Raw genomic sequence first — 13,671 nt, forward strand, 5'->3', positions numbered from 1 at the left:
GCACAAAAAATGATGAATTAAGCTGTTACTTACGCGTTTTTTTAACCATCTCATATGCCGCTTGAATTTCTTGCGTCCGCTCTTTCGCCAGCTCAATCATTTCATCTGGCAAACCTTTTGCGCTTAACTTGTCGGGATGATGCTGACTCATTAAACGACGATACGCCTTTTTAATCTCAGCATCCGTCATCTCAGGCGTCACACCCAGCGCATCATACGCCGCTTTTAATAAATCTTTCGATCCCATGCCATTTGATGATGACTGATAACCTTGACTGAAGTGAGCTTGCTGTTTTACTTGAATATGCAGCGCTTCAAATTCTGCAACCGACACGCCAAGATACGAGCAAACTTGAGAGACAAACGCTTTCTCCTCCAAACTAAAATGACCATCAGCGTAAGCCGACACCAGCAACACCTCTAAAAGAGTGCGAGTTAAATCGCCAGGGCCAACCACCTGTTTGAAGGTATTTAGTACCGAAGCAAGGTCAAAATTTTCAGACTTTCCCTCATTAAACAATCGCTTAGCCTGATCCTGAGCCGCTGGCGATAATCTTAAACGTTGCATAACAGATTGAGCCAACTGGATTTCTGCTTCTGTTACTTGACCATCTGACTTAGCCAATCGCCCCATTAAAAGAAATAATGTGCGAAAAAAAGTTTCCTGTTGCAAGCGCACATCAGCTCGACTGCGAATACGGCTGAAAGCCCCGCCAGTCTGGGCTTTGTCTATCACCCCTCCCACAAAAAAACCCAATAAAGCCCCAACAAAACCGGCCAAAATATAACCCAAAATTGCACAAACAATCTTCCACATAAAGATATTTCTCCAGAATCGGTAGCCCCTATGGGCCTGCTTAGATTATCATTTGTCTCTCAACATGGACCCGCTTATGGGCAGTATCCGATTTCGGACAATAACTTTTGGTAGCAAGTATACCCTGCATGGTTAAGCATTTACGAACATACGCCTTATTTTTTCAAAGTCTTTTCGTATTGCCAGTGGCACACGGACAAGTGGATCAATGGGACTGGACTCCGAGAGAGTCCTTGACAACTGAGCAACAATCTCAGCTCAGTAGATACTGTCAAGGGTCCTATATTAACAGCTGGCAAGCGAACGATGTTCAAGGAACCGACCTCGCCGCAGACCTGATAGTCCGTGACGAAAACGGTGTGATCCACCTTCAAGGAGCGGCCGAAATACGCCAACCAGAAACCACCTTGTATGCTGATGAAATAGAAGGCATACCTGATGAATATTATCAAGCTGATGGGCATGTGACTCTGCGTAGTAACAATCAACTGATCCGCAGTTCACGCGCTTACATAACAAATAACAACAATTCGCCAACAGAATTCAGTGATGCTAAGTTTCTTAGCCACCAGTCCAAAACTCGAGGCGAAGCTAAACTACTCTCACGCAGTCAAAATGGCGTCATTTTTATAAAAGAAGGCTTTTTTACGACCTGCGAACCTACGCAAGAAAGCTGGCAGCTTTATGGAAGCTCTATAAAGATCGATACAAACAGTGGCTTTGGCACCGCTCAACACGTACAAATTCGCGTCGCTGGGCTGCCTATTTTTTATTTTCCTTGGTTGCGATTTCCAATTGACAACACTCGTCAAACTGGCTTTTTATTTCCTAGCTTTGGGTTCTCAGGGTCGGATGGTTTAAGCCTCTCAACCCCATTTTACTGGAACATTGCCCCTAACTATGATGCGACCATCACACCACAGTTTATTCAAGAAAAAGGCGAGGGACTCGATCTAGAGTTACGTCATTTAAGCCCTTATGGTGAAACAACTTACGAGCAATCCACATTTTTTGACAAGGATGAAAGTGAACAAACGCTCCTTAAACTCACCACCGCCCAAAGAATAAACACCTATTTTAACGCTGGACTCTTGCTAGAAGACAATCCAACAAGGGATAAATACCCTGAAGCAAACAGCACATCCATTGGCGAGAAAGATCATTATCAACGAAGCGTTTATATAAACGCTAACAATGGTAACTTCCTCAATAAGGTGACTTACTTAACCTATCAAACACCTGATCAGGCCATTGATCAACCTTTCGAATGGTTGCCCAGAATTGATAGTTCCTATCGTTTATCGACAAGCCGCTTAGATTATAGAATTGATGCTCAATACACGGATTTTTACGATCCAGATGAAAATAATTTTGATGGTAAAAGAATTGTTTTGAATCAAGATACAAAAGCAAACTTCAACAATGACTGGGGAAGCTTAACGTCAGGTATTTTAGCACAGTATCGAGATTATGATCTTCATAGCTATCAAACAAAATCGGATAGCGAAGAATCTATTGAGCATTTTACTGGATACATTGACTCCTCAATCGTTTTTGAACGTCGTTTAACCCTAGACAGCAGTGTGTGGCGGCAAACGCTTGAGCCGCAGCTAAGTTATTTAAATTCACCTTTTAAAGATCAAGACCTTATTCCTGACTTTGATGCAAGTGCACCAATAATGACCTATTCTCAAGCATTTAGTCACAACCGATTTAATGGCAACGATAGAATTGGCGATACGGAGCAAGTCACATTTGGTCTAGAAAGTCGTCTATATGATGCAAGCAATAATGAAAGATGGGCATTTAAAGCGGGTCAGATCTTTTATTTGAAAGATCGTTATGTTGGTATTACTGGCAACACGGATGAAAATAATGCAGTTGATGACTCACAGCGAAGCGACTTGCTCACCTCGACTAACTACAATGCCGATCGCTTTAGTTTAACGGGGAATTTGAATTACAACCTTGACAACAGCAAGGTAAACTTAGCTCAAGTCGTTGCAACTCTTAAACCCGTTGACGATGTTAAAATTAATCTTAGCTATTTGTATACAATTAATAACATTGACCCAGAGGATGATGCCAAACAAGCCAGTATAGGAAGTATTTTCCCACTCAATCAGAACTGGTCAATGTTTACCCAATACACCTATGACTTTTTGAGACAAGACTCCTCTAAAGAGATCGTAGGATTGGGCTATGAAAATTGCTGCCTAAAAGTGTCCTTAAGCTATCAAGATTGGCTTAATGAGGATAATAAATACGATCGGGGCGTCTTTTTACAATTTATTTTACGTAGTTTAAGCAGTGCTGGTCGCGCTAATACCGAAGCCAGTAATATTGCTGACAGCTATTGGAACCAAGGAAAAGTTGGATATTAATCATGAAGTTGTTTTCTTTTTTCTCTTTTATGGTCGTGACACTGCTGCCGCTGCAAACTTTGCATGCTGCACCGACAAAAATTGATGGCATTTCAGCCATTGTGGATTCAAAGCCCATTTTAGAAAGTGATATTCAAAATCGCTTCCAGATTGTCAAAGACCGAGTGCCTGGTGGGGTGATGACAGACAATATCCACCGTCAAATTCAAAATCAGATGATTGACGAAGCTCTGCAGGTAAACTATGCCCGCAAAATCGGCATGAGAGTCTCCAGCACTGATGTGGATAACGCCATCCTTGGCGTGGCTCAAAATATGAACTTAGACCTGCAAGGCTTAAAAAATGTGCTTGCGAGTAAGGGCATTAACTACTCACGCTATCGTGAGCAAATTGAACAAGAAATCTTAATCAATAACGTAAAGCGAGAAACTTTAAAAAAGCGCATTGTGATTTCTGAACAAGAAATTAACGATTATTTAAGCTCAGATACCAGCATCACCAAAGAAAAAGAACAAGTTCGTCTGCGTCACTTACTTATCAGAGCGAGTAACCCAGAAGAAGCCGAAGCCAAAATCCGGTCTATTAGGCAAAAAATCAATACCGAGGAGGATTTCATTCAACAAGCGGTTGAAAACTCTGACGGGCAATTTGCTATTGAAGGAGGCGACTTAGGCTGGCGTCCACTAAATCAACTCCCACCATTATTTGTTCGCGCTTTGGAAACCGACCAAGGCCCTCTTATTGGACCATTACAAAGCAATGCAGGCTTTCATTTACTTTGGTTGATCGAAAAACGTTCACCTGATGTCACCTTGCAGCAGCAGACCAAAGTACGCCACATTTTGGTCCGCGCTAATGAAATTCGCAATATAGAGCAAACTAAAGTATTAGCCGAAGAACTGTACAATAAGTTAGAAAATGGTGCCGATTTCGCCCAATTGGCGAAAGAGCAAAGTGAAGATCAAGGCTCTACCTTACAAGGTGGTGATTTAGGCTGGGTAACGCCAGGCACCATGGTGCCTGAATTTGAAAGCATGATGGATCAAACCAGTATCGGTAGCATTAGCAAACCTTTCCGCACACAATTTGGCTGGCATATCTTGCAAGTCGAAGGTCGTCGTGAAGCGGATATCAGCGACAAAGTAAAACGCAGTAATGCTGAGCGCGCCTTAACCGCTCAAAAACAAGACGTTGTGCTTGGCAACTGGCTTGACGAGCTACGTGCAGATGCCTTCATTGACATCAAAAAATAAGAGAAAAGCATGGCGAATAATCCGGTAGAGTCACTCCCTATTATTGCCATCACCTCTGGTGAACCGGCAGGAATCGGCCCTGACATTATTCTAAGCGCCTTAAACGAGCAGACTTTTCCTGCTCGTTTAATTATTCTTGCTGATCCACAATTACTAAAAGATAGAGCGTCAACACTGGGTCTAACTGTCGACATTCGAACACTCAGTCACTCACATGAAGTAAGCGCGCATCAACAAGGCATGATTAGCGTCTTGCCAATTCAGCAAGCGAAACAGACGATTGCTGGCGTTCTAGACATCGCTAATTCAGCTTATGTTTTAGAAACGCTCAAACACGCCGGGGAAGGTTGTCTACGAAAAGAATTTGATGCCATTGTCACCCCTCCGGTTCACAAAGGCATCTTATGCGAAACGGGTGTGCATTTTTCTGGGCATACCGAATTCTTTCAGGCTCAGTGTAAGTCACCACATGTGGTGATGATGCTAGCCACAGAAGCAATGAAAGTGGCACTCGTCACCACTCACCTACCACTAAAAGATGTGTCTGCTGCCATTACAGAGCAAAGTATCAGTCTTGTCATCAACGCACTGAATCAAGACCTGCAAGAGAAATTCGGGATTACAAAACCAAAGATCTTAGTCTGTGGTTTAAACCCCCATGCCGGTGAAGATGGTCATCTTGGTAGAGAAGAAATTGACGTTATTATTCCAACACTCGATAAACTGCGCCAAGAAGGCTTAGATCTTGTGGGCCCTCTTCCAGCAGACACCCTGTTTACCCCAAAATACCTAAATGATGCCGACTGCGCCTTGGCCATGTATCACGATCAAGGCTTACCTGTGTTAAAATATTCAGGTTTTGGTAATGCCGTCAATATCACATTAGGCTTACCTATTATTCGAACATCTGTCGACCACGGCACAGCCATTGATTTGGCTGGCACAGGCAAAGCAAATAACGGCAGCCTTAAAGTGGCCATTCAACATGCTATTAATATGGCAAATAACGCGAAAAAGTTTTCTAAATGAGCAAACAGCAGCCCCATAAAGCCAGAAAAAGATTCGGCCAAAACTTCCTTCATGATCACGGCGTAATTCGACGCATTGTGGCATGCATTGGCCCCAAAAAAGGTCAGCGCATCGTCGAGATTGGACCGGGCAAAGGCGCCTTAACGGAAGGCATAATCAGTGTTACTGAGCGCATGGATGTCGTTGAACTTGACCGTGATCTAATCCCTATTTTGAAGGTAAACTTATTCCGCTTTCCCGAGCTTACCGTTCATGAAGCGGATGCCATGAAATTTGATTTTGCCTCACTGAGCACGCCAGAACAAGCCATTCGTGTTGTAGGCAACTTGCCTTACAACATTTCAACGCCGCTTATTTTTCATTTATTAAGCCAAGCCAACGCCATTGAAGACATGCACTTCATGCTACAAAAAGAAGTGGTTGATCGTTTGGCCGCGCGCCCTGGTGATAGCCTTTATGGACGCCTTAGCGTGATGGCACAGTATTATTGCTCCGTCGAATCACTCTTTATTGTTGGGCCAGAATCATTCGACCCAGCGCCAAAAGTCGATTCTGCCATTGTGAGAATGACGCCACATAAAGCATTACCTTACCCAGTTAATGACATAAAAATGCTAGAAGACATGGTTAGAATCGGCTTTCAACAGCGCCGCAAAACCCTACGCAACAATTACAAAGGGGTATTAGACACCGATGATTTTTCGGCACTCAATATTGACCCCACATTGCGTCCTGAAAGGCTTGACGTGGAAGACTTCGTTCGAATCACCAACTACGTCCTCAAAAAGGAAGGGTAAATGCAGAAATATGACGTCGCGGTTTCTGTTCGCACAGAATATCTCGCAAGCCAATCAACACCTAATGAATCCCGTTACGTATTTGCCTATCACATTTCAATCACCAACTGCGGAACAGAGCCGGCCAAGCTTCAGACCCGCCACTGGATTATTACCAATGGCAATGAGCAGGTACAAGAAGTGAAAGGCAGCGGCGTCATTGGAGAATATCCGCACTTAGCGCCAGGAGAGTCTTTTCATTACACCAGCGGCACGGTGATGGACACAGTTGTTGGCAGCATGCAGGGTAGCTATCAATTTCTGGCAGACGATGGCACAGAGTTTGACGCCCCTATTCGCCCTTTCACTCTGTCTGTCCCCAATCAGGTTCACTGAGGCAATTTATGGCAACCTATGTTATTGGTGATTTACAAGGCTGTCTTACGCCTTTAGTGCAGCTTTTAGAACAAATTAATTACCACCCTGAACAAGACAAACTTTGGTTTGCTGGTGATCTGATCAATCGCGGTGAAGAGTCGCTAGAAACGCTTCGCTTCATCAAATCACTGGGCCACAACGCCACCATTGTTTTAGGCAACCATGACCTGCATTTGCTGGCGGTTTCCCATGGCTATGGAAAGTTAAAACGGGGTGATACATTAGCTGAAATACTGACAGCAGGCGATCGTGATGACTTAATGAACTGGCTTCGCCAACAGCCCTTATTTCACTACGATGAGCAACTTAATACCGTGATGACACACGCGGGAATCCCGCCTTGCTGGGATCTAGCAAAAACTCAATCTCTCGCCAACGAAGTCGAGACAAAACTCAAATCAGACAGTGTTGATGATTTTTTTGCGACCATGTATGGTAATACTCCAGACACATGGAGCGATGAACTGACAGGCTTAGATCGTCTTCGTGCGATCACTAATTACCTTACTCGCATGCGTTTTTGCGATGAAAACAGTAAGCTTGATCTTAAATCTAAAGAAGGCATTAACACCGCTGAGAAAGGCTTCGCTCCTTGGTTTAATTATCCCTCAAAAGTGCCTAAGGACTGCCATATCGTTTTTGGTCATTGGGCCGCTTTAGAAGGAAAAACCCAGTTAGAACGTATCCATGCATTAGACACAGGCTGCGTCTGGGGCGGAAGTTTGACGGCGTTGCGCTTAGAAGATAAACAGCGCTTTAGTACACCTTGCACACTTAATCGGAAGAATTCATGACTTTTCATTGTATTGATATTTCAGATGCACTGCCAATTATTGAAAACAATGCCACCATTGTTGATATTCGCGATCTGACCAGTTTCCATAACAGTCACATGACAAACGCAATCAGCTTAACCAATGATAACGTTCAAGACTTTATTGACAGCACCGCAAAAGACCAGCCAGTTATTGTCTGCTGCTACCATGGTAATAGCAGTAAAGGCGCGGCAGAATACCTAGCATCGCAAGGTTTCAAGGCAGTCTACTCACTAAATGGTGGTTTTAGTCAATGGAGCGCCATGTTTCCAGAACAATGCGAAACGGGTAGCTAACCAACCATGATAGCCAAGTATCAAGTCTATCTCGTTGGCGGTGCTGTGAGAGACGCACTTTTAGCACTGCCAGTTATCGATCATGACTGGGTTGTCACTGGTGCCACCCCAGAGCAACTTGAGCAACAAGGCTATCAGCAAGTAGGCAAACAATTTCCTGTTTTCCTGCATCCCAAAAGCAAAGAGGAATACGCTCTTGCTCGCAAAGAAAAAAAGCAAGGGCAAGGCTATACAGGCTTTATCTGTGACTTTTCTCCTGACATCAGCCTAGAAGAAGATCTGGAACGCAGAGACCTGACCATCAATGCCATAGCACAAGATAAAGATGGCGCCTTAATTGACCCCTTTCATGGTCAACAAGATTTACGAGATCGCGTATTACGTCACGTTTCGGATGCTTTTATTGAAGACCCGCTTCGAATATTGCGTGTTGCTCGCTTTGCCGCACGTTTCCATCATTTTGGCTTTACTATTGCCCCCGAAACCATCCGGTTAATGCAAACCATTAGCACCTCGGGAGAACTATCTAGTTTAAGTGCAGAACGGGTATGGAAAGAACTAGAAAAGGCCCTTAATACTCAACATGCCAATATTTTTTGCTCGGTATTAAAGGAAGTAAACGCTCTAGATAAGCTTTTTCCTGAGTTAGTATGGGAGGAAGACCTGAACCTTATCGAGAGTCTAAGCCAAAAGAACATAACACCCGCCCAGCGCTGGGCAATGTTATGCAAAAACACGCCACTTGCTCAACTCACCCGATTACATGAACGCATCCGCTGCCCAAATCAATTCAAAATACTGGCAGAGCAAACACGCTCATTCATAGAAAATCAACATATACCTATGGATTCCATCGCGTGGGAAAGCTGGTTAGTTTGCGTTAATGCCATAAAAAAACCCCAACCTTATGTTTTACTGATTGAGGTTCTGAGCCATTTGACGAACAGCGACATTCATGACTGGCAATCATTGCGAAATACCATAGCGACCATCAATGCCGCCCCATTCATCAAACAAGGCTTAAGTGGCGCTGAGCTAGGACAAGCGTTGAAAAAAGCCCGTACAGAGGCTCTCGACAAAACCCTATCCCCTTTGATCAATTAACACATAACGTCTCAATAAGTGACCGTAGACTTTCTGTGAATTTTCACACCTACGGCTTGAGCTGCTGACACCGCTCCAGGCTTTCGCAATGTTAGCGTGATCGCGTTTAATTTAAACTGTCCTATCAATTCAGCAACCAAGTGCTCTGCCAAGGTTTCAATTAGCTCAAATTGACGTTCAGCACAAAACGCTAAAATGTAATTGGAGATTGCCTCGTAATCCAATGTCTTCGCAAGATCATCCGTCTCTGCCGGAACACGATTATCGTGCTCCATTTCCAAGTCAAACACCAAATCTTGCTGGATTTTTTTTTCCCAATCGTACACACCGATCACAGCTTGCGTTTTTAAACCCTCAATAAACACTAGGTCGGTCACATTAAGACTCCTTTAGAGGTGGCAATTCAGATAAAGGCCAACGGGCGCGTATTGACAAACTAAGCTCAGAAAATTGACCATTGACCAAACGCTGAGCACCAGCATAAGCGATCATGGCACCATTATCGGTACAAAATTCCGGTCTGGCATAAAACACACTGGCTTTGATTTTTTTCAGTTGGCTTTCAAGCTGCTCACGTAATCGTTGATTCGCGCTCACGCCACCGGCAATAATCAATCGTTTCAAACCTTCTGCTTCCAGCGCTCGACGACACTTTATGACCAAGGTATCGACCACAGCGGTTTCAAACGCCAAAGCAGCATCCGCTTTGAACTGCTCATCGCAGCGATCATGATCTAATGCATCATGTACCGCCGTTAAAAACGCGGTTTTCAAACCACTGAAACTGAAATCCAAACCTGGACGATCTGTCATCGGGCGCGGGAATGTCAACCCAGATTCAGCATTACCACGTTTCGCTAACGCCGCAATATATGGCCCTCCGGGATAAGGTAGACCAATCATCTTAGCGGCTTTATCAAAAGCCTCTCCTGCCGCATCATCAAGAGATTGACCTAAAAGACGGTATTCACCGATCGCATCAACACGCACCAATTGAGTGTGTCCACCAGACACCAGCAAAGCAACGAAAGGCATTTCTGGTTGCGACTCTTCTAGCATTGGCGCTAAAAGATGCCCTTCCATATGGTGCACTCCCAAAGCTGGAATCCCCAATGCATACGCCAAAGAATGACCAATCGTCGCGCCAGCCATCAAGGCACCAACCAAGCCAGGACCACTGGTGTAAGCAATCGCATCCAGTTCCGATTTTTTTATTCCCGCAGCGTGTAATACCTCATCGATAAGCGGCAACGTTTTACGGACATGATCACGGGAAGCCAATTCGGGTACAACACCACCGTATTCAGCGTGCTGAGCGATTTGAGAGTAAATCTTGTGTGCCAAAAGACCTTTCTCGGTATCGTAAATAGCGATCCCCGTTTCATCACAAGAAGTTTCTAATCCCAATACTTTCATCAGAATAATCTCATTAATAATTTGCGTATATTGTACCTTATCTGTTCAGACCATTGCAGAGCAAACCGCAACTTAGTTCGTATTCAGCGTAAATGAGATTAGACACCGCTAGGTAAAAGCTTTATAATGCGCGCGTTTTAAATGTTTAAATAAAAAGGCAGGTGATTTTTCTAGCTTAACCCATGGCTTCCATGTAAAGAGAAGCAAAATGGCAAACAAGCACCCTATGAAAAAATGAATACCGTTACAGACGCGATAACAGTCTGTTCAGGGTTAAGCCTTTTGGCTTAGGCTTTTGGTTTAGGGAAATCGATCCATACTGGATCACACTCTGTTCAACAAAAGCGCGCTTTGAAAGCCCATTAAATACGGGTATAGTTCACGCCGTTTTTGTGAATACTTAAACGTTTTAAAAATATTCTTAAAGGTAAAAACATGCCAGCAGTAAAAGTAAAAGATAACGAACCATTTGACATCGCTCTACGTCGCTTCAAACGCTCTTGTGAAAAAGCAGGCGTTTTGGCTGAAGTTCGTCGTCGTGAATGCTACGAAAAACCAACAACACTTCGTAAACGCGCTGCAGCTGCCGCTGTGAAACGCCACGCGAAGAAAGTTTCTCGTGAGCAAAAGAAATTCCAACGTTTGTACTAGGCCAATCTGCCGTTTGGCACTTTGCAAAAAACAAATGTTTGCCTAGACGTTTCTAACTTTTAGGCTTATAAAAAACGGCTAGTTAACCAACTAGCCGTTTTTTTTGCCTATATGCCTACCCGACAACTATCTACCGAAAGTAAGAGGATCCCATGTCAGACCTAAAAAAACACATTTCAGATACATTAAAAGACGCGATGCGTGCCAAAGAAAAGCAACGTGTCACTGTCATTCGCACTATCCTATCCGAATGCAAAAAGATCGAAGTAGATGAACGCATTGAACTAGATGATGCTCGTGTATTAGCCGTTCTTGACAAAATGAACAAGCAGCGCAAAGACTCAAACCAACAGTTTATCGACGGCGGTCGCGAAGACCTCGCTGCGATTGAACAAGAAGAAATGGCCATCATTAGCGAGTTTTTACCAACACCATTGACCGACGATGAAGTCGGTGAGATTGTAAAAGCAGCCATTGCAGAAACGGGCGCAACATCCATGCAACAAATGGGCGCAGTTATGGCAATAGTAAAACCACAGGTTCAAGGTCGTGCCGATATGGCACAAATCAGCAAACAAGTTAAAGCACAATTAGGCTAATACTATGGCGGGACGTATCCCTGATCAGTTTATTGACGAGCTTTTGGCTCGAACCGACCTGACCGATGTGGTTGCGTCTCGCATTAGCCTCAAAAAAACCGGACAAAATTACAGCGCACTGTGCCCTTTTCACAACGAAAAAAGCCCTTCCTTTAGTCTCAATCCAAACAAACAGTTCTATTATTGTTTTGGGTGTGGCGCAGGCGGCAATGCGATTTCTTTTGTCATGGAACATGACCATTTAGACTTTGTCGATGCCATTGAAGTACTGGCAAAAGACGCGGGCATGGAAGTGCCAAGAGAACAAGGCGCACCAGACAGATACGAACAAAACGCAGAACTGCTTAAACGCCTATCCGAAAGCTCGCAGTTTTATCAGCAACAACTCACTCAACACCCTGACAAGAAAAAAGCCACCGACTACTTGTCAAAAGAACGCGGACTGTCTGGCCAAATCGCTAAAGTGTTTGGCTTAGGCTACGCACCTGCAGGATGGGACAATCTTCTTAAAAAAGTGGGAACTCGCGCAGAAAGCCAAGAACAGCTTTTATTAGGCGGCATGCTGATTGAGAAAAAAGACCAACCGGGCCACTACTATGATCGCTTTCGTGACCGGATCATTTTTCCCATTCGAGATTCTAGGGGCCGTGTGATTGCCTTTGGCGGACGAGCATTTGGCGATGAAAAACCCAAATATCTCAACTCGCCAGAAACCCCTGTCTTTCAAAAAAGCCAAGAACTCTACGGCCTATTCGAGGCGAAGCAGAATACCCCCATACTCGACCAAATTCTTGTGGTTGAAGGCTACATGGATGTCATAGTGTTGGCGCAACACGGCATTACCAACGCCGTTGCCACTCTAGGAACATCCGTCAATAGCCAGCACATACGCAAACTCTTTAAACTGGTTAGCAAGATCGTACTTTGCTTTGATGGCGACAAGGCTGGCCGCGCGGCTGCCATTCGAGGTTTAGAAGCCTCCTTGCCGGTTATGCAAGATGAAAAGCAAGTACGCTTTTTATTTTTACCTGAGGGTGAAGACCCCGACTCACTGGTCAGAAAGGAGGGCAAAGACGCCTTTAATCGTCGCCTAGAAGATGCGTCTTCGCTATCACATGTACTGTTTGATCACGCCAGAAACCAGGTAACCTTGGGCGATGAAGAAGGCGAAGCACAATTCGCTCGCAATGCCATGGAAATGATTAAGCAAATCCCCAAAGAGCTCACCTTTCGCTCAGTATTAATTCGCCAATTAAGCGATCAATCTGGTATCGACAGTGAAACGCTAGGCAATACTGTCTTTAAAACTCGACGCCAGTTCACACCGACGGAAGAGCAAACACTCACCCACCCAGACCATACACAACAAACACACCATTATAATGGCGACACTCCAGATTTAAGCGACTACGATTACGAACCGTCGCACAACCACTACGATGATTTTCATCCGTCTGATTACACAGCACCAAAAACCCAACCTACAACACAAGGTTCATTTAAAAAACCTTTTGGTAAAAAACCCTTTTCTAAAGGCAAGTTTTACAACGACGAGCCAGCACTTCCACCCGCTGCACCCAGTCTAAGCCGAATAAAACAGGCCTCTCTGTGCCTCCTACTGCATCCTCACATAGCAAAAGAGATCGATTTACCCGACCCCGTGATAAATCAAGCCAATGATGAGCTGCAAGTTTTCTGCAAAATATGGCGATATTTCACAAAATACCCCAATAAAAACACAGGACACCTACTAGGAGAAATGACAGATAACGTCACAACATCTTCCATTTACGCATTATTAAACCACAAAGATGCAATAACAAAGCAGAAAATAACCAATGCACATCAAGAAGTGCTCGATATGGTTATAGCGTTGGAAAAAAATCTTGGATTAAATAGCAGCATTGCACGGTTGAAAAGCAAAGGAAACGAATCCATAAAGGACAATAGCAGTAAGCAGGAATTACGGAATTTAATGGATCTGATTAGACAAAAAAAATCATAATGGTTGCTTAATTTTCACACACAAAAGAAAGGATTCGGTGGATAAAAGCGATAGATTTTGTTATAATCCGCGGCTTGCTAAACTCCCA

General features: G+C 44.1%; 14 protein-coding genes. 11 read left to right on the plus strand and 3 right to left on the minus strand.

What is annotated here, in order from left to right:
* Positions 1 to 25 precede the first annotated feature (25 nt).
* On the minus strand, positions 26 to 817 hold the full coding sequence (djlA, locus tag DK187_RS01450; protein ID WP_111605561.1) for a co-chaperone DjlA: 792 nt from the start codon (positions 815 to 817) through the stop codon (positions 26 to 28).
* Positions 818 to 1,224: 407 nt separating this feature from the next.
* Here djlA and DK187_RS01455 point away from each other — a divergent pair, with 407 nt between their 5' ends.
* Genes DK187_RS01455 through DK187_RS01490 form a run of 8 tightly spaced genes read left to right on the plus strand, consistent with a single transcriptional unit; the run spans position 1,225 to position 8,912 of the window.
* Positions 1,225 to 3,201 carry an LPS-assembly protein LptD gene (locus tag DK187_RS01455; protein ID WP_223232228.1) on the plus strand — a complete coding sequence of 659 codons (1,977 nt, stop codon included), beginning with the start codon at positions 1,225 to 1,227 and terminating at the stop codon, positions 3,199 to 3,201.
* Positions 3,202 to 3,203: 2 nt separating this feature from the next.
* Positions 3,204 to 4,454, plus strand: coding sequence for a peptidylprolyl isomerase (locus DK187_RS01460; RefSeq protein WP_111605563.1), 1,251 nt, complete (start codon positions 3,204 to 3,206; stop codon positions 4,452 to 4,454).
* A 9-nt stretch (positions 4,455 to 4,463) separates the two neighbouring features.
* Positions 4,464 to 5,483 (plus strand): 4-hydroxythreonine-4-phosphate dehydrogenase PdxA, encoded by a 1,020-nt coding sequence (gene pdxA / locus DK187_RS01465; protein WP_111605564.1) that lies wholly within the window; start codon positions 4,464 to 4,466, stop codon positions 5,481 to 5,483.
* Entirely contained in the window at positions 5,480 to 6,280 is an 801-nt protein-coding gene (gene rsmA / locus DK187_RS01470) for a 16S rRNA (adenine(1518)-N(6)/adenine(1519)-N(6))-dimethyltransferase RsmA (RefSeq protein WP_111605565.1), read from the plus strand. The genes pdxA and rsmA overlap by 4 nt, the downstream gene beginning before the upstream one ends.
* Positions 6,281 to 6,655, plus strand: a complete 375-nt coding sequence (gene apaG / locus DK187_RS01475) for a Co2+/Mg2+ efflux protein ApaG (protein WP_111605566.1) — start codon at positions 6,281 to 6,283, stop codon at positions 6,653 to 6,655.
* A gap of 8 nt (positions 6,656 to 6,663) precedes the next feature.
* The gene (locus DK187_RS01480) at positions 6,664 to 7,491 is read left to right on the plus strand and encodes a symmetrical bis(5'-nucleosyl)-tetraphosphatase (protein WP_111605567.1); all 828 of its coding nucleotides are present in this window, start codon (positions 6,664 to 6,666) and stop codon (positions 7,489 to 7,491) included.
* The gene (glpE, locus tag DK187_RS01485) at positions 7,488 to 7,808 is read left to right on the plus strand and encodes a thiosulfate sulfurtransferase GlpE (protein ID WP_111605568.1); all 321 of its coding nucleotides are present in this window, start codon (positions 7,488 to 7,490) and stop codon (positions 7,806 to 7,808) included. The genes DK187_RS01480 and glpE overlap by 4 nt, the downstream gene beginning before the upstream one ends.
* A 6-nt stretch (positions 7,809 to 7,814) precedes the next feature.
* A complete protein-coding gene (locus tag DK187_RS01490) occupies positions 7,815 to 8,912 on the plus strand; it encodes a tRNA nucleotidyltransferase/poly(A) polymerase-related protein (RefSeq protein ID WP_111605569.1) in 1,098 nt (365 codons plus the stop codon).
* Positions 8,913 to 8,923: 11 nt separating this feature from the next.
* On the opposite strand, the gene folB is transcribed toward DK187_RS01490, so the two are convergent.
* Both folB and tsaD read right to left on the minus strand, forming a co-directional pair.
* A complete protein-coding gene (folB, locus tag DK187_RS01495; protein WP_111605570.1) occupies positions 8,924 to 9,289 on the minus strand; it encodes a dihydroneopterin aldolase in 366 nt (121 codons plus the stop codon).
* Between the two features lies 1 nt (position 9,290).
* Entirely contained in the window at positions 9,291 to 10,328 is a 1,038-nt protein-coding gene (tsaD, locus tag DK187_RS01500; protein ID WP_111605571.1) for a tRNA (adenosine(37)-N6)-threonylcarbamoyltransferase complex transferase subunit TsaD, read from the minus strand.
* 435 nt (positions 10,329 to 10,763) lie between these two features.
* Between tsaD and rpsU the strand changes: the two genes are divergently transcribed.
* The 3 genes from rpsU (at position 10,764) to dnaG (ending at position 13,583) form a co-directional block, all read left to right on the plus strand.
* Positions 10,764 to 10,979, plus strand: a complete 216-nt coding sequence (rpsU, locus tag DK187_RS01505) for a 30S ribosomal protein S21 (protein ID WP_009835737.1) — start codon at positions 10,764 to 10,766, stop codon at positions 10,977 to 10,979.
* A 152-nt stretch (positions 10,980 to 11,131) separates the two neighbouring features.
* A complete protein-coding gene (locus DK187_RS01510; RefSeq protein ID WP_111605572.1) occupies positions 11,132 to 11,578 on the plus strand; it encodes a GatB/YqeY domain-containing protein in 447 nt (148 codons plus the stop codon).
* A 4-nt stretch (positions 11,579 to 11,582) separates the two neighbouring features.
* Complete coding sequence (dnaG, locus tag DK187_RS01515; protein WP_111605573.1) at positions 11,583 to 13,583, plus strand: DNA primase; 2,001 nt, start codon at positions 11,583 to 11,585, stop codon at positions 13,581 to 13,583.
* The last annotated feature ends 88 nt before the right edge of the window (positions 13,584 to 13,671 follow it).

It is taken from the genome of Marinomonas arctica (assembly GCF_003259225.1).
Classification (GTDB): domain Bacteria; phylum Pseudomonadota; class Gammaproteobacteria; order Pseudomonadales; family Marinomonadaceae; genus Marinomonas; species Marinomonas arctica.